25 protein-coding genes are annotated in these 24,322 nt (G+C 63.2%); 10 read left to right on the top strand and 15 right to left on the bottom strand.

Annotated features, from left to right (window positions below; translation table 11 throughout):
• The first annotated feature begins 5 nt into the window (after positions 1-5).
• On the top strand, positions 6-896 hold the full coding sequence (locus ACTHNZ_RS23375; protein WP_440544964.1) for an EcsC family protein: 891 nt from the start codon (positions 6-8) through the stop codon (positions 894-896).
• Here ACTHNZ_RS23375 and ACTHNZ_RS23370 read toward each other — a convergent pair.
• The 4 genes from ACTHNZ_RS23370 to ACTHNZ_RS23355 form a co-directional block, all read right to left on the bottom strand.
• Positions 842-1,804, bottom strand: a complete 963-nt coding sequence (locus ACTHNZ_RS23370; RefSeq protein ID WP_440544963.1) for an alpha/beta hydrolase fold domain-containing protein — start codon at positions 1,802-1,804, stop codon at positions 842-844. The two genes, ACTHNZ_RS23375 and ACTHNZ_RS23370, sit on opposite strands and share 55 nt — an antisense overlap.
• A gap of 236 nt (positions 1,805-2,040) precedes the next feature.
• Positions 2,041-2,475, bottom strand: a complete 435-nt coding sequence (locus tag ACTHNZ_RS23365) for a CHRD domain-containing protein (RefSeq protein WP_440544962.1) — start codon at positions 2,473-2,475, stop codon at positions 2,041-2,043.
• Between the two features lie 130 nt (positions 2,476-2,605).
• Positions 2,606-2,998: a surface-adhesin E family protein gene (locus ACTHNZ_RS23360; protein WP_440544961.1), complete on the bottom strand. Its 393-nt coding sequence runs from the start codon at positions 2,996-2,998 to the stop codon at positions 2,606-2,608.
• A 226-nt stretch (positions 2,999-3,224) separates the two neighbouring features.
• Positions 3,225-3,914, bottom strand: a complete 690-nt coding sequence (locus tag ACTHNZ_RS23355; RefSeq protein ID WP_440544960.1) for a lytic transglycosylase domain-containing protein — start codon at positions 3,912-3,914, stop codon at positions 3,225-3,227.
• Between the two features lie 234 nt (positions 3,915-4,148).
• Between ACTHNZ_RS23355 and ACTHNZ_RS23350 the strand changes: the two genes are divergently transcribed.
• From ACTHNZ_RS23350 to ACTHNZ_RS23335, 4 genes are all read left to right on the top strand, one after another.
• The gene (locus ACTHNZ_RS23350) at positions 4,149-4,757 is read left to right on the top strand and encodes a phosphatase PAP2 family protein (protein WP_440544959.1); all 609 of its coding nucleotides are present in this window, start codon (positions 4,149-4,151) and stop codon (positions 4,755-4,757) included.
• Between the two features lie 395 nt (positions 4,758-5,152).
• Positions 5,153-6,226 (top strand): ATP-grasp fold amidoligase family protein, encoded by a 1,074-nt coding sequence (locus ACTHNZ_RS23345; RefSeq protein ID WP_440544958.1) that lies wholly within the window; start codon positions 5,153-5,155, stop codon positions 6,224-6,226.
• A 25-nt stretch (positions 6,227-6,251) separates the two neighbouring features.
• Complete coding sequence (locus ACTHNZ_RS23340) at positions 6,252-7,022, top strand: DUF6875 domain-containing protein (RefSeq protein ID WP_440544957.1); 771 nt, start codon at positions 6,252-6,254, stop codon at positions 7,020-7,022.
• 101 nt (positions 7,023-7,123) lie between these two features.
• Positions 7,124-8,149, top strand: coding sequence for a methyltransferase (locus ACTHNZ_RS23335; RefSeq protein ID WP_440544956.1), 1,026 nt, complete (start codon positions 7,124-7,126; stop codon positions 8,147-8,149).
• 82 nt (positions 8,150-8,231) lie between these two features.
• Here ACTHNZ_RS23335 and ACTHNZ_RS23330 read toward each other — a convergent pair whose 3' ends face one another.
• From ACTHNZ_RS23330 to ACTHNZ_RS23310, 5 genes are all read right to left on the bottom strand, one after another.
• Positions 8,232-9,503 carry a DUF3734 domain-containing protein gene (locus tag ACTHNZ_RS23330; RefSeq protein ID WP_440544955.1) on the bottom strand — a complete coding sequence of 424 codons (1,272 nt, stop codon included), beginning with the start codon at positions 9,501-9,503 and terminating at the stop codon, positions 8,232-8,234.
• Positions 9,504-9,551: 48 nt separating this feature from the next.
• A complete protein-coding gene (locus tag ACTHNZ_RS23325; RefSeq protein ID WP_440544954.1) occupies positions 9,552-10,334 on the bottom strand; it encodes a 3-hydroxybutyrate dehydrogenase in 783 nt (260 codons plus the stop codon).
• A gap of 50 nt (positions 10,335-10,384) precedes the next feature.
• Complete coding sequence (locus ACTHNZ_RS23320) at positions 10,385-11,164, bottom strand: acetoacetate decarboxylase (RefSeq protein WP_440544953.1); 780 nt, start codon at positions 11,162-11,164, stop codon at positions 10,385-10,387.
• Between the two features lie 416 nt (positions 11,165-11,580).
• Positions 11,581-12,507 carry a DMT family transporter gene (locus tag ACTHNZ_RS23315; RefSeq protein ID WP_440544952.1) on the bottom strand — a complete coding sequence of 309 codons (927 nt, stop codon included), beginning with the start codon at positions 12,505-12,507 and terminating at the stop codon, positions 11,581-11,583.
• Positions 12,504-12,968: a GNAT family N-acetyltransferase gene (locus ACTHNZ_RS23310; RefSeq protein WP_440544951.1), complete on the bottom strand. Its 465-nt coding sequence runs from the start codon at positions 12,966-12,968 to the stop codon at positions 12,504-12,506. Before ACTHNZ_RS23310 ends, ACTHNZ_RS23315 begins: the two co-directional genes overlap by 4 nt.
• Before the next feature lie 143 nt (positions 12,969-13,111).
• Here ACTHNZ_RS23310 and ACTHNZ_RS23305 point away from each other — a divergent pair, with 143 nt between their 5' ends.
• From ACTHNZ_RS23305 to ACTHNZ_RS23295, 3 genes are all read left to right on the top strand, one after another.
• Positions 13,112-13,669, top strand: a complete 558-nt coding sequence (locus tag ACTHNZ_RS23305; protein WP_440544950.1) for a cysteine hydrolase family protein — start codon at positions 13,112-13,114, stop codon at positions 13,667-13,669.
• A gap of 127 nt (positions 13,670-13,796) precedes the next feature.
• Positions 13,797-14,318, top strand: a complete 522-nt coding sequence (locus tag ACTHNZ_RS23300) for a helix-turn-helix domain-containing protein (protein ID WP_440544949.1) — start codon at positions 13,797-13,799, stop codon at positions 14,316-14,318.
• A complete protein-coding gene (locus ACTHNZ_RS23295; RefSeq protein WP_440544948.1) occupies positions 14,293-15,030 on the top strand; it encodes a nucleotidyl transferase AbiEii/AbiGii toxin family protein in 738 nt (245 codons plus the stop codon). Before ACTHNZ_RS23300 ends, ACTHNZ_RS23295 begins: the two co-directional genes overlap by 26 nt.
• 102 nt (positions 15,031-15,132) lie before the next feature.
• Here ACTHNZ_RS23295 and ACTHNZ_RS23290 read toward each other — a convergent pair whose 3' ends face one another.
• Both ACTHNZ_RS23290 and ACTHNZ_RS23285 read right to left on the bottom strand, forming a co-directional pair.
• The gene (locus ACTHNZ_RS23290; RefSeq protein WP_440545058.1) at positions 15,133-15,672 is read right to left on the bottom strand and encodes a single-stranded DNA-binding protein; all 540 of its coding nucleotides are present in this window, start codon (positions 15,670-15,672) and stop codon (positions 15,133-15,135) included.
• Positions 15,673-15,749: 77 nt separating this feature from the next.
• Complete coding sequence (locus ACTHNZ_RS23285; RefSeq protein WP_440545057.1) at positions 15,750-16,904, bottom strand: MFS transporter; 1,155 nt, start codon at positions 16,902-16,904, stop codon at positions 15,750-15,752.
• A gap of 226 nt (positions 16,905-17,130) precedes the next feature.
• Between ACTHNZ_RS23285 and uvrA the strand changes: the two genes are divergently transcribed.
• Positions 17,131-19,992, top strand: a complete 2,862-nt coding sequence (gene uvrA, locus ACTHNZ_RS23280) for an excinuclease ABC subunit UvrA (RefSeq protein WP_440544947.1) — start codon at positions 17,131-17,133, stop codon at positions 19,990-19,992.
• A gap of 81 nt (positions 19,993-20,073) precedes the next feature.
• Positions 20,074-21,159, top strand: coding sequence for an AI-2E family transporter (locus tag ACTHNZ_RS23275; RefSeq protein ID WP_440544946.1), 1,086 nt, complete (start codon positions 20,074-20,076; stop codon positions 21,157-21,159).
• A gap of 27 nt (positions 21,160-21,186) precedes the next feature.
• On the opposite strand, the gene purU is transcribed toward ACTHNZ_RS23275, so the two are convergent.
• The 4 genes from purU to ACTHNZ_RS23255 all read right to left on the bottom strand — a co-directional run bounded on the left by purU (position 21,187) and on the right by ACTHNZ_RS23255 (position 24,247).
• Complete coding sequence (gene purU, locus ACTHNZ_RS23270; protein WP_440544945.1) at positions 21,187-22,056, bottom strand: formyltetrahydrofolate deformylase; 870 nt, start codon at positions 22,054-22,056, stop codon at positions 21,187-21,189.
• A 66-nt stretch (positions 22,057-22,122) separates the two neighbouring features.
• Entirely contained in the window at positions 22,123-22,977 is an 855-nt protein-coding gene (locus ACTHNZ_RS23265) for a DUF4743 domain-containing protein (protein ID WP_440544944.1), read from the bottom strand.
• Between the two features lie 70 nt (positions 22,978-23,047).
• Positions 23,048-23,662: a LysE family translocator gene (locus ACTHNZ_RS23260; RefSeq protein WP_440544943.1), complete on the bottom strand. Its 615-nt coding sequence runs from the start codon at positions 23,660-23,662 to the stop codon at positions 23,048-23,050.
• Between the two features lie 18 nt (positions 23,663-23,680).
• Positions 23,681-24,247: an adenine phosphoribosyltransferase gene (locus ACTHNZ_RS23255; RefSeq protein WP_440544942.1), complete on the bottom strand. Its 567-nt coding sequence runs from the start codon at positions 24,245-24,247 to the stop codon at positions 23,681-23,683.
• Between the last annotated feature and the right edge of the window lie 75 nt (positions 24,248-24,322).

The raw sequence follows: 24,322 nt of genomic DNA, 5'->3' as shown, positions 1-24,322 counted from the left end.
TCGAAATGGAACCGATCCCGACCGCATCACCCGGCCTCGCCGCGCACGACTTGGAGATCCTCGCGCGCGCGAAGCAGGCGCTCGAAACGCAGCCGCTCGCGATGAAACTGGCCGGCGCGGTCGGCATGCCGGTCGAGCGACTCTTGGCGCGGTTGCCGGCGGGGGCCCATGCGACGATCGCCGAGGCTACGCGCCGCGCGCTCGACGCGAGCTTGCGGGCGGCGGTCGCGACGCTCGGGACGCTCGCGACGCCAATACCCGCCGTGGGCGTGGTGGAGGCCGTCCCTCGCACAGCGCCGGGCGGGAAACCGCGCGACTGGCTGCATAAGCTGGCGGTGGCGACGACGGGCGCAGCGGGCGGCGCCTTCGGGCTCGTGGCCCTGCCGGCCGAGTTGCCCGTCACCACCACGCTGATGTTCCGCTCCATTTGCGATATCGCGCGCAGCGAAGGCGAAGACTTGCGTGACGCCGAGGCGCGGCTGCAATGCCTCGCCATTTTCGGCATGGGCAGTCACGCACAGGATGAAGAGGCCGATTTCGGCTATTTCATCGCGCGCGGCGCCCTGGCGCAGGCCATCTCCAAAGCGTCGTCGGAATTGGCGAGCAAGGGCGTCGCCGCGCACGGCGCGCCGGCACTGATGCGGCTCATGAACGTGATTGCGGCTCGCTTTTCCGCGCAGGTGAGCGAGCAGGTCGCGGCCAAATCGATTCCGGCGATCGGTGCCGTGCTCGGCGCGGCCGTCAATACCGTCTTCATCGATCACTTCCAGCAGACCGCGCATGGTCACTTCGCCGTGCGGCGCCTCGAGCGGCGCTACGGCGGCCCGGCTGTGCAAGCGGCTTATCGCGCCATCGAATCGACTTCGACCGGGTGGACGACGCGCTCGAGCGCGTGAGCACGGACGAAATGCGCGGCGCGCTCGAGCGCGCGCCCCGCCTCTGGCACGAACGGGGTCCACAGTTGCCAAACGTGCGGCATCTTCGGCCAAATCTCGCATTCGACGGACACGCCCGCTGCCCGGGCGCGCTCCGCGGCGCGGCGCGCGTCGTCGAGCAGGACCTCGGTGCTGCTAGCCTGGATAAAGAGCGGGGGCAAGCCGGAGAAATCCGCGTAGAGCGGTGACAGATAGGGATGGGTCGGATCTGCGCGCCCGACGTAAAACTGCGCCGCGCGCCCGATCGCAGCCCCGCAGAACATGGGATCGACGCCATCGTTCGATTCGATCGTGCCACCCGTGGCCGCCAAGTCCGTCCACGGTGAAAACAGCACGCCCGCAGCCGGCAGCGGGTCGCCCGCATCGCGCAGCGCGACGAGCGCAGCCAATGCCAGGCCGCCTCCGGCCGAATCGCCAGCGATGACGATCGACTCCGCGGCCGTGCCGTCGGCAAGCAATCGCCGGTAAGCTGCCAACGCATCGTCGAGCGCCGCCGGAAACGGATGTTCGGGCGCGAGCCGATAGTCGAGCGAAAACGTCCGCGCTCCTGAGCGCGCGGCGAGCGCGAAGACGAGCGCACGGTGAGATGCGGGCGAGCAAAAGTAATAGCCGCCGCCATGGCAATACAGGATCGTGCGCATCGGCGCGCCGCGCGCGAGATCGCCGGGGCGTTCCAGCCATTCGCCGCGCAGCGGGGCATCGCCGGGTCTTCCCCGCACGGTCAGCCGCCAGCCTCTGGGCACGCTTTGCCGCCGAAGGCGCGAGGCGGCATGCGCGCGAGCCCGCTCGACGCTCACGTGCGGCTTCAGCGTTTCCGGCCGGAATTGCCTCCTGAGCAACCAACAGGCGACGGCGCTTTGCCAACTCACCGCAATCCCCTTCCCAAGTAATCACGCATGCCCGAATGTTACGTGCCTGCGAGGGGACGCGGGCAATGCCCGCGAATGCTTTGCGGCGCATCGCACACGAAGGAACGGCAGCCCGGCGCGGCGGCCGGGCACGCGCGGTGGCGCGGACTCGCTAGGAGCGGGTTCGGTGAAACCGCCAGGCCAACGGCGCCGCACGCTGACTGCCGGGCAGCGCGGGACCTCGCGAACGACGACGATCAATTGGCGGGAAGCACCTGCCCGCGAATCTCGCCGCTCGGATTAGCGGCGGTATGAACGTTGAAATACCACTTGCCGTGCATCAAATCGTTCGCCTGTGCGTCGGTGAGCGTCTGCTCGCCTTCGATGGGGCTCGCGAGTTTATCCTTTGGAATGCCGACCGCGACGCCCGCGTTCTGTCCAACCGGCGCGGGGCCGTGAAAGTGCGCCATCGTCGCGGGGCCGGACAGGTCCTCGTACGCGATTTTCCATTTGAGTTCTTTGGACGACGTATCGAACGTCGCCTTCAGATCTCCGTGGCCTTTGGACGTCTTCGGCGGCACTTCGCTCGAAGGCTCGAGATCGGCTTTGAAGTTCACCGTTTCCGCGAATGCGGCACCGGCCGCGACTGCCCACAACAGAACGGCGACATTCAGCTTGCGCATGAAGTGCATCGTGCTCTCCTGTTTGTTGAGGCCGCCCATGCGAAGGGGTTCGCCCCCCTTCCCTAGCGACGGTTCCACATAGTAGAACAAGTTGCGGCTGCGCGTGCGCCGACAGCACCGCTGTCGATTCCGCCGCGCGTCAGCAGACGCGGCGGAACATCGTATCGATGACCGTGCCGGGACTGACGGCGACCCACTCGGAATCGGACGAGCGCAGCGCGCCGGCCGGCGCGCCGTTCACGCCGAGATAATGCGTATCGAGCGCGCGCCATTGCTTGCCCGCACAATCGATTTGATATCGGGTGATCGATATCGACACGGGCGCGCTCGCGCCAGGCATCATCGAGGGCGCCTTCCAGGTGGTCTTCGCGGTGTATTCGATGTAGCCGTCGGAATCGGTGGCGATGCTGTCCGTATCGACCGCATACGCGAGATCGCTCGCACTTTTCAACGGGGCCCATTGCGTGGCGTCTGCGTAAGCCATCGAGCCGAGCGCAACGGAGAAGACGATAGAAGGGCGGAGCCAATTCATGTTCTGTGTCCTGAAGTTCGAAATGGCCCGGCTTTGCGAAATCGCTAATTATTTTGTTTGCTTGTTTTACGATGCAACGAGTCAGATTCTAGCAGAGCATGCGAGCCGCGCAGCCCCGAAAATCCCGGATAAGGGGCTCGGCGGCGCAAAGCGCGCGAGCACGCCAATGCACCGTCGGTGCTGCCCTCACGGGCGGCGATTCCCTTGCGTACGCCTCATGCTATCGTCATTGCGCGGCGAAAGGCGACGCCGGACTCGCAGCGGCGGCAGCACTCGCTGCCTCGAAATCCTTCGCACGCAGGCCGACTTTGCGCGCGTAGGCGGTCGAACCGCCGTAGCTCTTGAGCGCGGCATCCACGTCGCCGCGCGCGGATTCGAGATAGCCGTGCAAAATCGCCGATCCCGCCTCGATATTGGCGGCAGGCTCCGTCAAGTCGAGGTTTTTGACGAGCCGCTTGTGCGCCGCCGGCACGACCTGCATCAGCCCCGTCGCGCCATGCCTGCCGCGCGCGTGGTCTTGAAAGCGCGATTCGATCGAGATGATCGCGAGCACGAGGGCGGGCGGCAGTGCATATTTCGACGCCGAGTTCATCACTGCGGACGAGATTTCTTCGGCCTTGGCGCGAGCAAGCCCGAATTTCTTCGTGAGCATGTCGCGGATGCGATGCACCTGCTCCGAGGCGACGCCGCTTGCCGGATCGGACATCGAAGCCGCCGGCTCGAAGGCGGCAGAGGCCGACGGTTCCGGCATTGCTTGCGCGAGCGCGACCGTCGCACCTTCGGGCGCGGAGGGGGAAGCATGCGATGCGCCCCCAGCCGGCGCCCCTGCGAGCGCGCGCGACGCTTCGGCCTCCTGCGCCACTGCGGGCGCGGCCAGACCGAGCGAGAGCAACAGCGCGCAGAAAAGTCGACTCATCGGGGGAAAGGAAGTGACGGTGCGCCGCATTATAGCGGCTGCTCCAGAGCCGCTTCGGAGACAGAATGGATTCGTCAGTCGATTGGAGCCCGGACGTTCGGCCATCCGAAAAGGAAAACGAGCGCCTCCGTCGCGATCGGCCATCCATGCGATGTTTTTCGCCAACCCCATTTAAGCCCGTCTTAAGCCTGCGCGGCGGACAATCGCTCCCTTCCGCGATCAAGACGACGAACCATGGCCTTACAAGAACTCGAAACGCTGAACCGCGCGCTTTTTCTGACGATCAACGCCACGCCCGCGACGCCGGCTTGGCTGCTTGCGGCGGCGCGGGCCATCGCGAACGATCTGATCATGTCGATCCCGCTCATCCTAGTCGGGCTTTGGCTGTCAGGCGACGCGCACCGGCGCGAGACGGCGCTCAAGGCGTGCGCCGTCGCCTTCATCGCCCTCGGCGCCAATCAATTGATCGGTTTGGTCTGGCAACATCCGAGGCCGTTCGTGATAGGCCTCGGTCATACGTATCTCGCGCACGCCCCTGATTCGTCTTTTCCGAGCGATCACGCGACGATCTTTACCGCCGTCTTCCTCTCGCTGTTCGCGCGCGGCAGGAAACGCCTCGCCGCGTTCGTGCTGGCGAGCGGCGCCGCGGTCATGTGGGCCCGAGTCTTTCTCGGCGTTCATTTCCCGCTCGACATGATCGGTGCCGTCTGCGTCGCCTCAGCGACGTACGCGCTCGTCGCGCCGCTTTGGCGCCACGCCGGTTCGCCATTGACCCGAGTGGCCGTGACCGTTCACCGCCGCGTGCTCGCGGCACCGATTCGGCTCGGCTGGCTGCGCCCCTAGCTCGTTGTCTCTTTACCCGTGGCCGAACTTGCCCGAAGCGCTCGGCTAGGCGACCGACGGCCGACAGCGCCACCGGCACCGGGAGCGCCTGTCCTTTCACGCCAACCTTCAATGAAAACTTGCTTTCAACGCAAACATTACTTAGCTTCGCATGTATTCTTCCGATTTAATTCTTTAAAGCCGTTCGCGCCGGCTTATGAGTAACAACACTAAACAAATATCGTAATTCTGTAAGAAAAGATTGCGAAACAACAGCGCACGGAATAATCACGTCATAAAACGCCAAAGATTCTCGACTTCCGGCTCGGTTTATTGCCCGCCCCAGGGCGGAATGGTTCTATCACGGGTACAGCTCACCGACCTCGAACCGCGCGCTCAGACCGCGCGGATGGACCATGCCGAAATTCGCCGAATCCGATCATCAAAAGGCCAATGCGATCGAGCCGAACGGCTGCGAAGGCGCCGCGCTTTTGCTGCCGCAAGCCGCGTTGCCGGGGCCTTCTTTGCGCGTAGGAACGCCGCGGACAGTTGGCGTCGACGCGAGCGCAGGCCATGCGAGCGCAGATCCGTCTTGGCTGACGGCGGGGGCGCGGGCGGGATGGCACTGCGCTAAGCGTTTGCTGTCCGACGAGCTCTTTCTGAAGCTTTCGCATCGGCGTCACGTGGGGCGTTTTCCCAATCTCGCCGCGCCGGCGACGTTCAACGAATACATCCTTCATCGGTGCCTGCATCCCGACCCGCGCTGGAGCGAGTTGGCCGATAAGCTCGCCGTTCGCGAGTTCGTGAAAGCGCGTATCGGGGAAGAGCATTTGATTCCGCTCGTCGCCGTACCCGACGTTTTTACCGAAGACGTCTTCGATTCATTGCCGGACGCTTTCGTCATGAAAGCGAACCATGGCTGCGGTTACGTCGAAATCGTCGAGGACAAGCGCCGCACTTCATTCGCGCACTTGAGCGGACTCGCGCAAAAGTGGCTCGCCGAAGATTTTTATCGCGCTTCGCGCGAACGACACTATCGGCCGATCGAGCCGAAGCTGTACTTCGAGCAATTGCTCGTGGACCAAGCCGGCAATGTACCGCCCGACCTCAAGATGAACATGTTCGGCCGCGACGAGAACGGTCCGATCATCTACGCCGGCGTCGTCTCGGACCGGTTCGGCACGCCGCACGGCGACGTATTCGACGTGCACTGGAACCGGTTGGACCTCTCCGTCGGCCACTACGCCCGCAGCCAGGTGCCGCCGCCGCCTCCACCCCATTGGGACGAAATCGTACGTCTCGCCATGCGCCTCGCCGACGGGCTCGGCTACGTGCGCGTCGACCTCTACGTTCCGGACGGCAAGGTGTATTTCGGCGAGTTGACCTTCACGCCAGGTGCTGGCGTCTTCCCTTTCCATCCCGACCGCTACGACTACGAGTGGGGGCAGCTCTTCAAGAACATGATCGAAGACGATCGGAAAACCGCTTGATACTTATTCCAATAGGGCTACAAGAATGAATAACGTGCAAACGATCACGGCGTTCGACGCCGATCCCATCGTTCGAGCGCTCGCGCAAATCGAGCGAACGCTGAGCCCCTCGACCGATATCGCCATAGAGCCCGATCCGCGGTTGCGCGATATTTATGCGGCCGGTCTCGCCTGGATGCAGCGCTTCATCATGCGCCCGCATGCCGAGCTCGGACGCAAGGGCGCCGTCTGCCCTTTCGCGAAACCGTCGCACGACGAAGGTGCGTTGCTGTTCAGCGCCTTCGATGCGGCGGACATGGCGTTCGATACGTACATCGCCACGTTGATGCGCTTGCCCTATCTGTTCGATCGGGTTGCTCAAACGCGGCCCGAGCCGTCCGAACTGCTTTCGCTCGCGGTGTTCCCGGTCGGCTTGCAGCGCGAGGCCTACTACAAGTTCATCGACTGCGCGCATCTCGTGTTGAAGCCGTTCTACATGGAGTGCGGCCTCATGCTGGGCGAATTCCACCCCGACAGCACCGTGCGCGGCGCGCACTCGGCGTCGTTTCGGCCGATGCGTGCCGATATGCCGCTGTTCGTCATTCGGGCGATGGCGCTGCACGACATGCTCTTCATCGACGGCGAGTCGACCCCGGTAGGAATGCGCGTGCACGAGCTGGAATGCTTCTTGCGCTGGAATGCCGAGCGTTTGTCCGACCCTGAAAAGGAGCGTCTGCTCGCGCGTCTTGTGCAGCGCAAGGCGCAGTTGGCGGCGGACGACACCGTGGCCGCGGCAGCACACGCGGACAGCGTTTGACGCGACGCCAAACAAACGAAAAGCAGTCCAGCGAGGTGCTGGAAGACGGCCGCACCGGCGGCGAGAAACAATTGCAAGTCGATCGACGAGGGGGAGAGGGTATGGACGAGTTGTCGTGGGAAGAGTGGCAAGCGCTTTGCGAAATGATGAACGGATACATCAAGACCCAGGTACTGTCGACCGCATGCGACCTTGGGGTATTCGACGTGATCGAGCGCGGTGCGACCGCAGCGTCTCTGGCCAAGCAGTTGGAAATCGACGAGCACGGCTGCCGGGTGCTGCTGCTGGGCCTCAAGCAGTTGAAACTCGTGAAAGTCGACGAGACCGGCGCCCTCGCCAATGCGCCGCTCACGCGCCGCTGTTTGCTGCGCACCGCCGAGCAGTCGATGGTGCCGTTCGTGCGCCTGAACGATCAGATCCAGCATCGCGCCTGTTTGCATTTCACGCAGGCTTTGCGCGAAGGCCGCAACGCCGGGCTGGACGAATTTCCCGGCGATGCGCCGACGCTCTATGGGCGCATGGCGGCGGATCACGCGCTCGAGCGGCTCTTTCACGAAGGCATGGGCGCATATACGCGGCTCTCGCCGCGCATGATGGCGGTCAAGGAGTTCAGCGAAGTATCGATGCTGCTCGACGTCGGCGGCGGCGACGGCACGAACGCCATTCGACTCTGCGAGCGCTATCCGTCGTTGAAGGTGACGCTCATCGATCTGCCTTCCGTCATCGAGAAAGCGCGTGCGAACATCGAAGCGCATGGCCTTGCGGACCGAGTGACCTGCGAAGCGGTCGACATGTTCACGGAGAACTGGCCGAGCGGCTGCGATGGCGTGATCTTCTCGCACGTCCTAGAAATCTTTTCACCTGAGAAAATCCAACTCCTCTATCGCAAGGCGCGCGCGTACCTGGAACGCGGCCAGCTTTTCGTTTGGTCGCTCATGTGCGATGCGGACGAAGCAGGCAGCCTGCAGTCGGTCAAGTCGTCGCTGTATTTCGTGACCGTCGCGAGCGGCGAGGGCATGGCCTATCCGGTTCACGATCACGTGCAATGGTTGAGCGATGCCGGCTTTGGCGTGACGGCGATCTACGACGCGCGGGCGATCGATCACTGCGCGCTCGTGGCGCGTTGATCGCCGGCAGGGCGCGTGCGATCGGCAGATCGTTGGCACCCCGCTCCTCGATGCAACGCCTGCGACGGCATCCGATGAAGCATTACTGCTCGTCCGACAGCGCTTCCTTCCGTAGCATGCCGGCCTTCGACAATGCCCGCTCTATCGGCGCGCTCGCCTCGTGCGCCTCGGGCCGATTGCGATGCACATCCCGCGTCACGAAGCCGATTTCATGGCTGGGAACGTCGAACCACTCGGGATGGCCGAACGAGCGGCGAATATCGTCGAGACCGCTCGCCCAATGCTCGAGCATCGTGCCGTTGCTGAACTCGTAGTCCTTGTAGTGCCCCTCGAACGACTTGTTCTTGTAGATCAAGTGCACGACGTTCACCGCCCCGCCGTTCGCCGCCTGCTGCGCCTCGAGCAGCAGCGGATGAGTGCGCCGCACTTCCTCCGGGACATGCTCGAGCAGCGCCTTGATCATCCGCGCATGCTTTTGACTCTGCGACATGAACGCCGTGATCGCTCTCGTCCTGCTCGAATACTGAATGTCCTTGGTGCGCTCGCTGACATCGAGCAGATTGCCCGGGAGCGTCCCACGCGCGCTCCATAGATCGACTTGAAACACGAGCGTATCTCGATGCTGACACTCTCTGACGATCTCGGTCAGCGGCGTATTCGATACGAGCCCGCCGTCCCAGTAGAATTCGCCGTCGATCTCGACCGCCGGGAAACCGGGCGGCAACGCGCCGGACGCCATGAAGTGCTCGGGTGCCAGGCGCATCAGCAAATTGTCGAAATAGACCAGATTGCCGGTCCGCACGTTCACGGCTCCCACGGAAACGCGGATGTTACCGTTGTTGATGCGATCGAAGTTCGCATAGCGCAGGAGCGTTTCGCGCAAGGCCGTGGTGTCGTAATAGCTGACCTGGTCGGGACGTTTCCGGGCGAAACCCGCGAAAGCTGCGTCCACGCGCGGCGAGAAAAACCCTCGCTGCCCTTCGAACAGCGTACGCGTCGCGGCCCACGCGCCCGTCCACGTGCGCCGCGCGTCTTCGAACCCAGGCCATGCCGACAGGTGAGACCCCAAGTGCGAGAAGTAATCGGCGCTTTGGCTGATCGTGCTCCAAAATCCGCGCAGCGCATCGACGCGATCCGCCGGCGCGTTGCCGGCGATGATCGCCGTGTTCAGTGCGCCGATGGAGATGCCCGATATACGAGTCGGCTCGACGCCGACTTCGGCGAGCCCCTCATAGACGCCCGCCTGATAGGCCCCCAACGCCCCGCCGCCCTGCAGCACCAGCGCGATCTCATCGTAGGGTGGCAGCGTCACCGGGTTCGGTCGTTCGAGCTTGTTGCGCCGACTCGCTTGCATGATCATCTCCTCATCGCGGGGATTGCACGGATTGCACTGCGCTACAGCTTATTGCATGAACCAACCATGGCTGACCACGATGGACTGCCCGGTCAGCGCGCTCGATTCGAAGCCCGCGAGGAACGCGACGGTATCGGCGACATCGGCGAGCGACGTGAATGCGCCATCCACGGTGTCCTTCAACATGACGTTCTTCACGACCTCCTGCGGCGAGATTCCAAGCGCCTGTGCCTGCTCGGGGATCTGCTTGTCGACGAGCGGCGTTCGAACGAAGCCCGGGCACACGACGTTGGCTCGCACGCCGCGCGGCCCGCCTTCCTTCGCGACGACTCGCGCGAGCCCGAGCAACCCGTGCTTCGCGGTCACATAGGCCGATTTGAGCGGCGATGCCTCATGCGAGTGGACCGAGCCCATGTAGATGATCGCGCCGCCTTTGCCGGACGCGTACATGTGCCTGATCGCGGCTTTGGTCGTGAGGAACGCGCCGTCGAGATGAATCGCCAACATTTTTTTCCAATCGGCGAATGCATAGTCTTCGATCCGATTGACGATCTGAATGCCCGCATTCGACACGAGCACGTCGAGACCGCCCAACCGGCTCAGCGTCTCGGTAACGCCCGCTTCGACGGCCTCCTCGCTCGTTACGTCCATCGCGACTGCGATAGCTTTTCCGTCGCCGCGCACGATGTCTTCGGCAACGCGCTGCGCGTTGGCGAGATTCAAGTCGGCAATGACGACCGTTGCGCCGTCTGCCGCGAGCTTGCGCGCGCACTGTTCGCCGATCCCGCTTGCCGCGCCCGTTACGAGTGCGACCTTGTTTTTCAGTGACATGTTGATGCTCCTTCGTCAGCTACTACGTTCGATGGCGGCTTGTCAGCTACTTACTGATTGACCACGAGCTTCACGGGCTCATCCGGTGCGAGATAGTCAAAGGCCACTTCACCGACGTCGAGCGTCAAATTGGCAATGACGTGGCGTGCGCCGACGATCTTGCGCACGGGCAGATCAGCGACGGATGCGAGCGCGTGCGGATGCAGTTCGAGGGCCGCGGGGCCCTCCCATGCGCCCGTCACTTCGACGTCGCGCAAGAAGAAGCGCACGAGTTCGCACACGCGCGTGGACCCGTCGACGTGCGGAATCACCTTGAGCAGATAGTTGGGTGTTTCCGCGAGCTTGCGGCGTTCGGCTTCGGTGTCGATCTCGCGATACTTGTAGCCCATCGTGCCCGTTGCGATGCGCTGCGTCCCGTAGTCGAGCGTGCCGAGCAGCGTGTCCTTGCCGTCGATGGAAAGCCGAGGCGACGCGAGCTTTTTCGGAAAGCCCCAGATTTCGCGGCCGCCCGCGATGGGGCCTTCATCGTCCAGATACATGGCATGTGTGTAGTTCCCACGGTTGCCCTCCTCGTCGATGACCGAGATCACTTGACCGCTTTCGGTGTAGTCGCCGAACCCCGACGAGTCCGGCATCCGGATGAATTCGTAATGAACGACGGGCTTATCGACCGTCAAGGGAGCCGGAACGACGGCCGCGAGCGCGTCCAGGTCCGTTTCGTAAGAAATGATGAAGTATTCGCGATTGATGAAGCGAAAAGGCGGGCGCGGATATGCCGGATTCAGCACAGGCATCGCAAACGCGTTGTTGCGGATATCGTCCTCTGTCACGGGTCGTCCCTCGGTGGGTGAATGCTGCATATCGCGGATCGCAACGGCGTTGCGGCCGCGGCCGATGAAATGCGCGGGCGTCGCGCAATGAACCTCTCCACGCGCGTTCGTTCGAACGCGGCGTTTTGGTATTGCCTCAACGGATGCTTCCGATGGCTGGCTTCCGATGGCTTACCGAACCATTGTCAGAGCGGATCGTACGCGCGGCGATCGGACGGCGGTAGCCTCATGAACGCGCTCAATATGTTGCATCCGCGACAACAATCGGCGGCGCCGTCACAGTGTGGGATTGCATTGCGGTTGCCTATGGCGCGTTTTCACACCGTTGTCACGGGCACTTCAGTTTGGCGGAGAAGGATGACCGGATGTTGACGTTGGACAGCGGAGCGGGGAGCGACGGCGCATGTTGGGTTTCGCTATTTTTCGCCACCACGGCCGCATACGATACCGGCAAATGTCGCCGAGAGAATCAGTGCGCCCCCGGCCAGCACGCTGGCGTGCAGCGTCGCACCGCCCCACCAGACGGCCGTGAGCGATGCAAAGAGCACCTCGCAGGGCATCACCACGGCGGTAACCGTGGCAGGCAGCCGTGCGGCGCCATACTGCAAGCACAGGTTCGATAGAAGGAATGCCACGGCCAACCCGGCTGCCAAGAGAGGCCATCCCATCGTCAATGCAGGCCACGTCACCGCCGAGCCGGACGACGACAGCAACGCCGCGAGCGTGCCCGCCACCGTCGCACCGCCCATAAACATCGCAAGCGCTCGGCCTTCCTCGGGCTGTGCGGCGGCACGCTTGAGCATGACGTTGTTGAGCGCGAAAGCGAAGCCGCCGATCAACGCTAGCGCATCGGGCAGCGAAAAACCGCTCGGCGCAAAGATACCGACGGTGTTCGCCGGCGCGGCGGGATGGGAAAGCACGAGCACCGCGCCCGCCATCGCGAGCAGGACTCGCAGTACCGCCACGCGCGTCATGCGCTCTTTGAGCACGACCCGCGCGAGAAGCAATGCCCATAGCGGCATCAAGTAAAACAGCAGCACCACACGCACGACGTCGCCGATGCTGACAGCCCAGTTGAAAGCCGCGTTCGTCGTGCCCGAGGCCAGGAAGATCAGCCAGAGCGCCGGCGTCGTGATCACCTGGCGCCAGGCGCTCCGGCGCCATAGCCCGATTGCGACGACCGACAGCAAGTAGACGACGGCCGTCGCCCATAGCGGGTGCAGCCCCATCGCTTGCAAACGGCGAAACGGCCACCACGAAACGCCCCAGACGAAGGCGTTGACGAGCAGCGCGAGAACGGGCGTCACCGTGCGGGCCTGAGATGCATGGACAGCGGAACTCATCGGGGTTGGGCGTTGACGAGCTTTTCCATGAAGACGCTGTTCGGATCGCCCATGTACGACCCGAACGGCCCCCGGCGTCGATACCCGGATCGCTCGTAAAAGGTGATGGCGTCGGGCTGCCTGCACCCGGTTTCCAGCACGAAGCGAGTGCAGCCGCGCTGGCCGGCCGACTGTTCGAGAAGCGAGAGAATCGCCTTCGCCACCCCCTTGCCTCGGCACTCAGGAAGCGTATATACCCGCTTCAATTCACCGTACTCGGCATCAAGAACGATGGCACCGCAGCCTATCGCCTTTCCGGCATCGTCGCGCGCGACGGCGAACAACACGTTCGGCTGGCTGAGCGCATCGATGTCTATGCCGTGGTGGCTCTCAGGCGGATAGAGGGGCCATTGGTAGGCATCGAGCTGGTCGATGAGAGCCTGGACTTCCGGCTGCTTTGCGGGTTCTAGTGCGACATTCATTCGAGGAGGTTCGTGTTTCGATTTATGCGCCGCGGGGGGAGTGCGCCTTGCGGTGAATAGCACCGGCCTCCCCAGCGACGGGAGAGGCGTATTATGCCCCGCATGTCCAACCGCAACATCGGCTAGCTCATTGCGAGGGTGTTATGTCTGGTATCGCAGTCATCGTCATCGACGTACAGCAAATGTTCTTTGGCGGCCCCGAGGCTGCTTACCGCGCCAGCGAGGTGATCGAGGGCATCAATTTGGTCACGAAGGCAGCGCGCCGGGCGAATGCGCCTGTCTTTTTCGTGCAGCACGAAAGCGACGCGAACGGACCGCTTGTGCGCGGCAGCGACGCTTGGCAATTGCCCGCCGCGCTGGCCCGCGAGCCCAATGACGGCTCCGTCTACAAACGCGTCGGCGATTCGTTCCATGAGACGTCGCTTGCCGAGCAGCTCGAGCAAAATGGTGTCGACAGCGTGCTGCTGTGCGGCTACGCAACGGAGTTCTGCGTCAACGCGACCGCACGCCGGGCCGAGCTGCTGGGGCTGAAGACCACCGTCGTGTCCGATCTGCATACGACCCATGGCAAGCCGCATCTGGCCGCCGACAAGATCGTCGAACATCAGAACTTCGTTTGGGCGAACTCGTCGATGTCCGGCAAACGCGTGAAGGTCCGGCCCCTGGCCGACGTGCTGCAAACGGAGTTTGCGTCAGCGTAGAGAAGCATCGCGGTGGACGGCTGGCATCCGCTGCGGCCGCTCACAACTGCCCACCCTCTGATCGAAAATTGATCAAACGATCAATTGGTGTAGACTGGCGCCAGCGTATTCGCGGGAGTGCCGCCTCATGACCCCACATGCTCATGACTCGCTGATCGACGAGATTTTGCGCAGAGCCGCCCAAAAAAAGCTGTCGCAGAAAGACTTGGCGAGCCGCGCCCAACTTTCTGAAGAAGCGCTATCTCGCATGAAAAAACGCGGATCCGCGCGTTTGTCTGCGGTGGAACGCCTCGCCGAAGCTGCCGGCCTGCGGTTAGCCCTCGTTCCGACACCACCGAGTGGTCTCACGAACGACGCCCCGCCCGACCAATCGGCCCCGACCGGCGAGCCCAAGCGGTTTCGGGATCGTCATCCGGAACTAGTGTGGTCAAATCGTGACGCGGACGACGCAATTTACATCCGACGTGCGCTAGTCGATCCTCGGTTCACCACCTTACTCGATGCGGCGCGGGAATTCGGCGTCGATACGCTCGAACATGAGTGGGAAGTACTGATGGCCACACCAAGCCCGGAAACCCGCCGCGCGCATCAGGCGACGACCCGCATATTGAGGAACATCCGCCGTGGATACGAGCAAGCTACGCGCTGATACTCGAACCGTCTGGGAGAACCTGGACGGTCATCCTCTTTTGAAGGGATTCGTGCTGATCGGCGGGACTGCGCTCACGCTGCGCATCGGTCATCGCGTGAGCGAGGATTTGGACTTTGCCTATGCGAGCGGCGGCCATTTGCCTCGCACGCGCCTCGATTTACTCGTCCGATCACTACGGAACAGCGGCGTCGATCTGCAGCCGAATCAAAGCCCATTGGCGGAAGAAGAATTCCTTGATGCAGGGCTCGATCTGGCTGATTACCAACAAGACTTCCTCGCAAACGGCACCGTAAAGGTATCGTTCGTCGCACCGGATTCACCCGCTCGCGACGTGATCGCCGGCGATGCCGCGTTGCCAATGCGTGTCGCGACGCTGGACGATATCTTTTCGTTAAAGAGCCTTGTGTGCGCTGAACGGTCAAAGACGCGCGATTGGTTCGATCTCTATGTGCTGATGACACAGCATGGCTATTCCATAGTGGATTTTTACGACGTCTTCGCGCACCTAAGTGCGATTCCGAAGTTCGAGAATGCACGGATACGATTGCTCGCTTGTAAAGCTGATCTCGCGGACGAAGGGTATGAGCAGTTGCTAACCGACGCACCGAGCCTTGACTGCATGCGTGCGTTCTTCCAAGCGCAATTCGACGAACTGGAGGTTCGTCTAGCAAGACAAGCGTTTGGAGACCTCGCGACCCGCGAACACTAGGAAATCGACGCAGCAAAAACAAAGGCCCCGAGAAACGCGTTCAAATGCTCGATTTGAACGCGAACCCAAGGGCCTTTTACTGCAACGAACGATAATCCTTTCTTAGAACGGAATATCGTCATCCATATCATCGAGCCCACCGCCACCGGCAGGCTGGCTCGGCCGGCTAGCACCGCCGCCGCCGCCACCGCTACGCGCGCCACCGCCCATCGCGCGACCACCACCCCCACCACCGCCACGCGACTCAGACGGCTCGCGGCTATAACCACCCTCGTCCCCGCCGCCCATGCCGCCGCCGCCCGAACCGCCGCGGCCGCCGAGCATCTGCATCTGATCGGCGACGATTTCCGTCGAATACCGATCCTGCCCGTCCTGGCCTTGCCACTTGCGCGTGCGCAGACGCCCTTCGATATAAACCGACGAGCCCTTCTTCAGATACTCGCCGACGATCTCGGCCAGGCGGCCGAAGAACGCGACGCGGTGCCACTCCGTCGCTTCCTTGAATTCGCCCGATGCCTTGTCCTTGTAGCGATCCGTCGTGGCGAGCCGGATGTTGGCGATGGCGTCCCCGCTCGGCAGGTAACGAATTTCGGGATCGGCGCCAAGATTGCCGACGAGAATGACCTTGTTTACGGATGCCATGACTATCTCCAGTTGATCCATTTGCGCTACCCCGCTGCGCTGGCGCACAGCCGAGCCCGCGCGACGCCGCGCTCGCCTCAAGCCTTACGAGGCGCCTTCATATTGGCGGCGATTATAAGCCACGCGAAAACGAGCCCGGAGCATGCGAAAAACACCGCATCTTGGCTGACGGACTTCATCAGCCAACCGCCCACCACGCCGCCCAGCGCGAGACCGATCGACTGCGTCGTGTTGTACACGCCCGCGGCCGCGCCCTTGCGCGTGCCCGGCGCCAGCTTCGATACGAGCGACGGCTGCGACGCCTCGAGGATGTTGAAGCCGAGAAAGTAGACGAACAAAATCGCGGCCACGGACAAGATCGTATGCGGCGCCATCGCGAGTAGCAATTGGCCGATCAGGATAAGCCCGATCGCACCGCACAAGACGGGCTTCATCTTGCCCCGTTTCTCTGCCGCAATGATGGCCGGCACCATCATGACGAACGACAAGCCCATGACGGGCAGATAAATTTTCCAGTGCGAGGCGACGGGCAGCCCGCCCTCCACGAGCACGCGCGGCACGACGAGAAACAGCGCCGTTTGCGTCGCGTGCAGCACGAGCACGCCGAAATTCAAGCGCAGCAGTTCGACGTTGTGCAGCACCTCGGCGAACGGCGCGCGAACGTGCACGGGCTTCGGAGCGTCGGGCACGATCCACAGCACCACGCCCACGGCGATCAGCGACAGCACGCCGACGAGCGCGAAAAGACCGTTCATCCCCACCCACTGATAAACGATCGGCGCGCCGACGATCGCCACGGCGAACGAGATCCCGATGCTGCCGCCGACCATCGCCATGGCCTTGGTGCGATGCGCCTCCGCCGTCAGGTCGGCAATGAAGGCAATGATGGCCGACGATATGGCCCCCATCCCCTGAATGACGCGGCCGACGATGATCCACGTCATATCGTGCGCCATTGCCGCAACGAAACTGCCGAGCGCGAAGATGACGAGGCCCGTGGCGATGACGGGCTTGCGCCCGAGCTTGTCCGAGGCCCAGCCGTAGAAGATGTAGAGCAGCGACTGCGTCACGCCGTAGGCGCCGAGCGCAATGCCGACGAGCAGCACGTTGTCGCCGCCCGGAATCGTCTTCGCGTAGACCGTGAAGACCGGCATGATCATGAAAAGGCCGAGCATGCGCAGCGCGAAGATGCCGGCGAGCGACACGGTGGCGCGCATTTCGGGCGCGCTCATACGCGAAGAAGTGACGGACGGATTGGACATCGGGCGGGCAAGGAGGAACCGTGGCGGCGCCGTTCATGCTGCCTTTCGCTCCCGAGCGGATTCGAGACGCCTCGCTCGGGTGCAGCGAACGCAACGAGGTGGGCTCGTTCGTTCCCGCGCGCTGTAAGGTCGCCGTAACGGCGGTCTGGAAAAGTCGTTATAGTAGCAGGTTTGGCCTCTTCCCCTTTGTCAAGGCATGGAACAGATTCGCATCCGTGGGGCGCGTACCCACAACCTGAAGAACGTCAATCTCGACCTGCCTCGCCATCAACTGATCGTGGTTACCGGTTTGTCCGGATCGGGGAAGTCGTCGCTCGCGTTCGACACCCTTTACGCCGAGGGGCAGCGCCGATATGTGGAAAGCCTTTCGGCTTACGCGCGCCAGTTCCTGCAATTGATGGAGAAACCCGACGTCGACTTGATCGAGGGGCTGTCGCCCGCCATTTCGATCGAGCAGAAGGCGACCTCGCACAATCCGCGCTCGACGGTCGGCACCGTCACCGAAATTCACGATTATCTGCGTTTGCTCTACGCACGCGTCGGCACGCCGTATTGCCCCGAGCACGAGATCGCGCTCGAAGCGCAAAGCGTCTCGCAAATGGTGGATGCCGCGCTCGCGCTGCCCGAGGAAACGAAGCTCATGATCCTCGCGCCCGTGGTGACCAATCGCAAGGGCGAACACGCCGAGTTGTTCGAGCAGATGCAGGCCCAAGGCTTCATCCGCTTTCGCATCCGCTCGGGAGGCGGCACGGCCAACGAAGGCACGGCGCAGATCTACGACGTCGATTCGCTGCCGAAGCTGAAAAAGAACGACAAGCATTCGATCGACGTCGTCGTCGATCGCTTAAAGGTGCGCGCCGACATGAAGCAGCGCTTGGCCGAATCGTTCGAGACGGCCCTGCGTCTGGCCGACGGGCGCGCAATCGCCCTCGAGATGGATACGGGCAACGAGCATCTGTTCAGCTCGAAGTTCGCTTGCCCGATCTGCTCGTACTCGCTGCCCGAGCTCGAGCCGCGCTTGTTCTCGTTCAACAATCCGATGGGCGCCTGCCCCGATTGCGACGGGCTCGGCCAAATCACGTTCTTCGATCCGAAGCGCGTCGTCGCGCACCCCACGCTCTCGCTCGCGGCCGGCGCCGTCAAAGGCTGGGACCGCCGCAATCAGTTCTATTTCCAGATGCTGCAAAGCCTGGCGGCATATTACGAGTTCGACATCGACACGCCGTTCGAGGAACTGCCAGAGAAGATCCGCAAGCTGATCCTGTTCGGCTCGGGCAAAGAGCAGATTCCCTTCTCGTACATCAACGAGCGCGGCCGCGCGACGGTCAGGGAACATGTGTTCGAAGGCATCATTCCAAACCTCGAGCGCCGCTATCGCGAGACCGATTCGGCCGCCGTCAGGGAAGAGTTGGCGAAATATCAGAACAATCAGGCATGCCCTTCGTGCGACGGCACGCGTCTGCGCAAGGAAGCCAGGTTCGTGCGCCTAGGCGCCGACGGCGACGCGCGCGCGATCTACGAAGTGAGCGGCTGGCCCCTGCGCGATACGCTCGGCTACTTCCAAACGCTCAGGCTCGAAGGCGCCAAACGCGAGATCGGCGAAAAGGTCGTCAAGGAAATCGTCGCGCGGCTCATGTTCCTGAACAACGTGGGGCTCGATTACCTATCGCTCGAGCGCAGCGCCGATACGCTCTCGGGCGGCGAGGCGCAGCGCATCCGGCTCGCTTCGCAGATCGGCTCCGGGCTCACGGGCGTCATGTACGTGCTCGACGAGCCCTCGATCGGCCTGCATCAGCGCGACAACGACCGACTGATCGCCACGCTCAAGCACCTGCGCGATCTCGGCAACTCGGTCATCGTCGTCGAGCACGACGAGGACATGATCCGCATGGCCGATTATGTCGTCGACATGGGCCCCGGCGCCGGCGAGCACGGCGGCATGGTCATCGCAGAAGGCACGCCGAAGCAAGTGCAAGCCGATCCCGCCTCGCTGACGGGCCAATACCTGAACGGCGAGCGCCGCATCGAGTTTCCCGACGAGCGCAAGGAGCCCGACGAGCGGCAACTGCGCATCGTCGAAGCACACGGCAACAACTTGAAGCGCGTCACGCTCGATCTGCCCGTCGGGCTGCTCACCTGCGTGACGGGCGTGTCGGGCTCAGGCAAGTCCACGCTGATCAACGACACGCTCTATCATGCCGTCGCCCAGCACCTGTACGGCTCGTCGGCGGAGCCCGCGCCCTACGAGCAGATCGAGGGGCTCGAGCATTTCGATAAGGTCATCAACGTCGACCAATCGCCGATCGGCCGCACGCCGCGCTCGAATCCCGCCACCTACACGGGCGTGTTCACGCCGATCCGCGAGCTCTTCGCCGGCGTGCCGTCCTCGAAGGAACGCGGCTACGATCCGGGCCGCTTCTCGTTCAACGTCAAGGGCGGGCGCTGCGAGGCTTGCCAAGGCGACGGCGTGCTCAAAGTCGAAATGCACTTCCTGCCCGACGTCTACGTGCCGTGCGACGTCTGCCACGGCAAGCGCTACAACCGCGAGACGCTCGACGTTCAATACAAAGGCAAGAACATCAGCGAAGTGCTCGACATGACGGTGGAGCATGCATACGAATTCTTCGGTGCGGTGCCCGTCATTGCGCGCAAGCTCAAAACGCTGCTCGACGTCGGCCTCGGCTATATTCGCCTAGGCCAATCGGCCACGACGCTCTCGGGCGGGGAGGCGCAGCGCGTCAAGCTCTCGCTCGAGCTGTCCAAGCGCGATACGGGGCGCACGCTCTACATCCTCGACGAGCCCACGACGGGCCTGCACTTCCACGACATCGCGCTGTTGCTGGAAGTGATCCATCGGTTGCGCGATCATGGCAATACCGTGGTGATCATCGAGCATAATCTCGATGTGATAAAAACGGCGGACTGGGTGATCGACCTCGGCCCGGAAGGCGGCGCGGGCGGCGGGCAGATCATCGCCCAAGGCACGCCCGAGCAGATCGCGAAAGCGAAGGCGAGCTTCACCGGGCGATATCTCGCTCCGCTGCTCGAGCGCCGTTGATCGCGAAGAAGGGATGCACGGCGGTGCGGCATGTCTCGGCAGCCGCGCCACCCGGGATTGGCTGGAGACGAAGAGAACATCATGGCTAAGCGCAACGAGGCCCCCGAAGACACCCGCATCAAGGAGGTCGCGGCACGTCCCGTGCGGCTCACGAGCGACATGAGCTTGCCGAAACTGTCCGCCGTCGAGATCGGCAGCTACGCGCTCGCCGTCTTCGGCATGTGGGCCGTCCTGCATTTCAAGCTGCTCGGCGCGCTGCTCGGCGGCATGCTCGTCTATCAACTGGTCCACACGATCGCGCCTACGATCGAGCGCCACATGCCGAGCTATCGCGCGCGCTGGGTAGCCGTCGTCGTCATCGCGTCGGTCGTGGTGGGCGGCCTGGCGGGGCTCACCATCGGCATCACCGAGCACTTCCAGCATACGGTGCCGAACATTCAAAGCCTGCTCGATCAAGTCATGCAGATCGTCGATCAGGCTCGCACGCGCGCGCCGGGCTGGCTCTCGGCCATGCTGCCCGGCGACGTCTCCGAGATGAAGCAAAAGGCCGGCATGCTCGTGCATTCGCACATGAGCCAGTTGCAGCAAGGCGGCAAGAACGTCGCGCGCGGCTTCGGGCACGTGCTGTTCGGGATGATCATCGGCGCGATGATCGCGATCACGAGCGAGCGCCAGATGCAACGCCTGCCGCTGTCGACAGCGCTGGCCTCGCGCGCCGCGCGCTTCGCCGATGCGTTCCGGCGCATCGTCTTCGCCCAGGTCAAGATTTCGACGATCAACGCCGTGTTCACGGCGCTCTATCTGCTCGTTGCATTGCCGGTCTTTCATGAGCGGCTGCCGCTGTCGAAGACGCTCGTGCTCATCACGTTCATCGCGGGGCTCTTGCCCGTCATCGGCAATCTGATCTCGAACTCGCTGATCCTCGCCGTCTCGCTCTCGGTGAGCCTACCGACGGCGATCTCCTCGCTCGTCTTCCTCGTGCTGATTCACAAGTTCGAATATTTCTTGAACGCGAGGATCGTCGGCGGGCAGATCGAGGCGCGCGCGTGGGAGTTGCTGCTCGCCATGCTCGTCATGGAAGCGGCCGCGGGTGTGCCTGGGCTCATCGCGGCGCCGATTTTCTACGCGTACATCAAGCGCGAGCTCATCTACCTGCGGCTGATTTAGCGGGGCGCCCCTCGAGGGGTGGCTCGTTCAACGGAAAACGACCGTCTTCGTTCCGTTCAAAACGATCCGATGCTCGACGTGCCACTTCACGGCGCGCGCGAGCGTCACGCATTCGACATCGCGGCCGATCGCCGTCAGTTGATCGGGCGTCATGCTGTGATCGACGCGCTCGACTTCCTGCTCGATGATCGGGCCTTCGTCGAGATCCGTCGTGACGTAATGGGCCGTCGCACCGATCAGCTTCACACCGCGATCGAACGCTTGGTAGTAAGGCTTCGCGCCCTTGAAGCTCGGCAGGAACGAATGATGGATGTTGATCGCGCGACCGGAAAGGTGCTCGCACAGGTTCGGCGACAAGATCTGCATATAGCGCGCAAGCACGACGAGATCGGCGCCATACTGATCGATGACCTCGAGCACGCGCGCCTCCTGCGCGGCCTTCGCCGCGCCCGTCGACTCCGTCAGCGGAAAATGATGGAACGGAATGTCGTAGCTCGCCGCCAGTTGATAGAAGTCCTTGTGGTTCGAGATGATCGCCGGGATCTCGATCGACAGTTGCCCCGTGCGATAGCGGAACAGCAAATCGTTCAAGCAATGGCCGATCTTCGACACCATGATGACGACCTTCGGCTTGAGCGCCGCGTCATGGATCTCCCAGCGCATTTCGAACTGGCCGGCCAGCGGTGAGAACGCTTCGCGCAAGGTCGGCAGGCCTGGATCGCCGCCCACTTGCTGAAAGTGCACGCGCATGAAGAACTCGCCCGTATGGCTGTCGCCGAATTGGGCCGAATCGAGAATGTTCGCGCCGCGATCGAACAGGAACCCGGATACCGCATGGACGATGCCGGGCCGATCGGGGCACGACAATTTCAAAATGAAGCTGTGTTGGGTCGACATATGAATGACCTGTGAATTCGTGTGAGCGTGTGAGCGTGTGAGCGCGTGCGTGACTCGCGCGACGATTCAGCCCGCGACGAACGGCGCGGCGAACAGCGCTTCGATGCCAGCACAGGCGTCGTCGTCGATCCAGCGGTGGCGCAGCATGCAATCGAGCGTCGCCAAGCTCGCATCGACCGTCATCTCGCCGTCTTCGATCCAGCGCGCGACCTCGTCGATGCGCGCGAGCCGATGCTCGCCCACTTCGCCGTCCTGATTGCGTGGCGCGAAATCCTCGGGCAGCGGCAAGTCGTAAATGAATACCTGCTCGGCCTGCGTGCCTTCGGGCAGCGACTGCAGCACGTGAACCGTGCGCCCCGGGACGGCCTGCCGGGCCAGCGCGGCCTCGACGCCCGCCTCTTCCCAGCACTCCTTTTCGATCGTTGCTTCGATCGAAAAGCCCCAGCCGATGCCGCCGGCGACGACATTGTCGAGCATGCCCGGGTCGGTCGCCTTCGTCTGGCTGCGGCGCGCGATCCAGAGTTGCGGCGCGCGATCGGCGTATTTTACGATGCCGTTCAAATGCACCGCGTAGGTCATCGTGCCGAAGAAACGAGCTGCGGCGCGCTCGATGAACGCGAGCGGCGCACTATCGAACGTATTGCGGATCGCGTAGGTCTCGTCGCGCCAGCCCACGATGCGCCGTTGCCCGGCCAGCGCCCCGATGACCGTCGCGAGCGCGGCGGAGCGGCTGTTGGCATCGACGTCGAAGCGCGCCGCGAGCGCGACACCGGCCGGATCGATCTCGAATACGTCGGGCCACTGTGCAAGCAGCGGCAAGTCGCTTTCACGTATCCAGCCGACCTGCTCGGCCGACATGAAGAACGGCCGGTGTGCGCTCGGCTCGAAGCGGCGCGCACTCGCGATGCAAGGCAAATTCATGGGCGTTCCTCGTTCAATGGGTCAATCGTTCAATGCGATGGTTCGTTCGCTCGTTCGCTCGATCGTCCGCTCAATCGCGCAACGCAACGCGCAGCCCGAGCGCGATGAAGGTCGCGCCGGCCACTCGATCGAGCCATACGCCCACGCGCGGACGACGCTTGAGCCAAGCGCCGAGCGTCCCGGCGAACAAGCCGAATGCCGAAAAGAGCGCGAGCGTTTGCAGCATGAAGATCACGCCGAGCTCGATCATCTGAACGCCGATGCGCTGCGTGCTGCTCGGATCGACGAACTGCGGCAGGAAAACGACGAAGAACAGCGTCACCTTCGGATTCATCATGTTGCCGACGACGCTTTGACGAAAGACCGTCGAAAGCGGCTGCGGCGGCCGTTCGTGAGCACTTGCGAGGCCCGCGCTCGTCAACGCCTTGACACCGATCCAAACGAGATACAAGCCCCCGGCGATCTTGACGATATGGAACGCGACCGGGGATGAGCGCAGGAGCGCCGCCACGCCGAGTGCCGCGAGTGTCGTGTGGAACGTCAAGCCGGCGGCAAAGCCGAGCGCGGCCACGAGGCCCGCCGCGCGGCCTTGCGAGATGCCGCGCGCGAGCACCTGCAGGTTGTCGGGGCCGGGCGCGGCCGTGATGGCGATCGACGCGGCAAGGAAAAGCGGAAGGTTCGGCATGATGCGATCGCTCCCGATTCAATGGCCCGCGAACTCGGTGACCGTATAGAGCGGCAAGCCGCTCTCGCGCAGCAGCTTCGAGCCACCGAGATCGGGCAGATCGACGATCGCCGCGCCTTCGACGACCACGGCGCCGAGCCGCTCGAGCAGCTTCTTGCCGGCCATCATCGTGCCGCCCGTGGCGATCAGATCGTCGACGATGACGACGCGTTCGCCGGCCCGGCAGGCGTCCTCATGGATCTCGACGGTGGCCGTGCCGTATTCGAGCGCATACGATTCGGAAACGGTCTTGTACGGCAGCTTGCCGATCTTGCGGATCGGAATGAAGCCGATGTTGAGCTCGTAGGCGACGATCGGCGCGATGATGAAGCCGCGCGCGTCGAGTCCCGCGACGTAGTCGAGCTTTGCTTCGACGTAGCGTTCGATGAACAGGTCGATGAGCACGCGCAGCGTCTTGGGCCGCTGCAAGAGCGGCGTGATGTCGCGAAACTGCACGCCGGGCAGCGGCCAGTCGGGAACGGTGCGAATTTGGCTCTTGATGAACGCGGCGGCGTCGATGGGCGCATCCGCGGGCGCATGGGACATGAAATTCTCCGCTGACAGTGGACAGTGGTTCGCTCGCGCGCGGCGAGCAAATCGTGTTGCATGAATCGATGGAAG

Origin of the sequence: Trinickia sp. (genome assembly GCF_051953955.1) — a bacterium.
Taxonomy (GTDB): Bacteria; Pseudomonadota; Gammaproteobacteria; order Burkholderiales; family Burkholderiaceae; genus Trinickia.
Note: the sequence above shows the minus strand (reverse complement) of the source record. Positions and strands in the feature narration are given on the sequence as shown.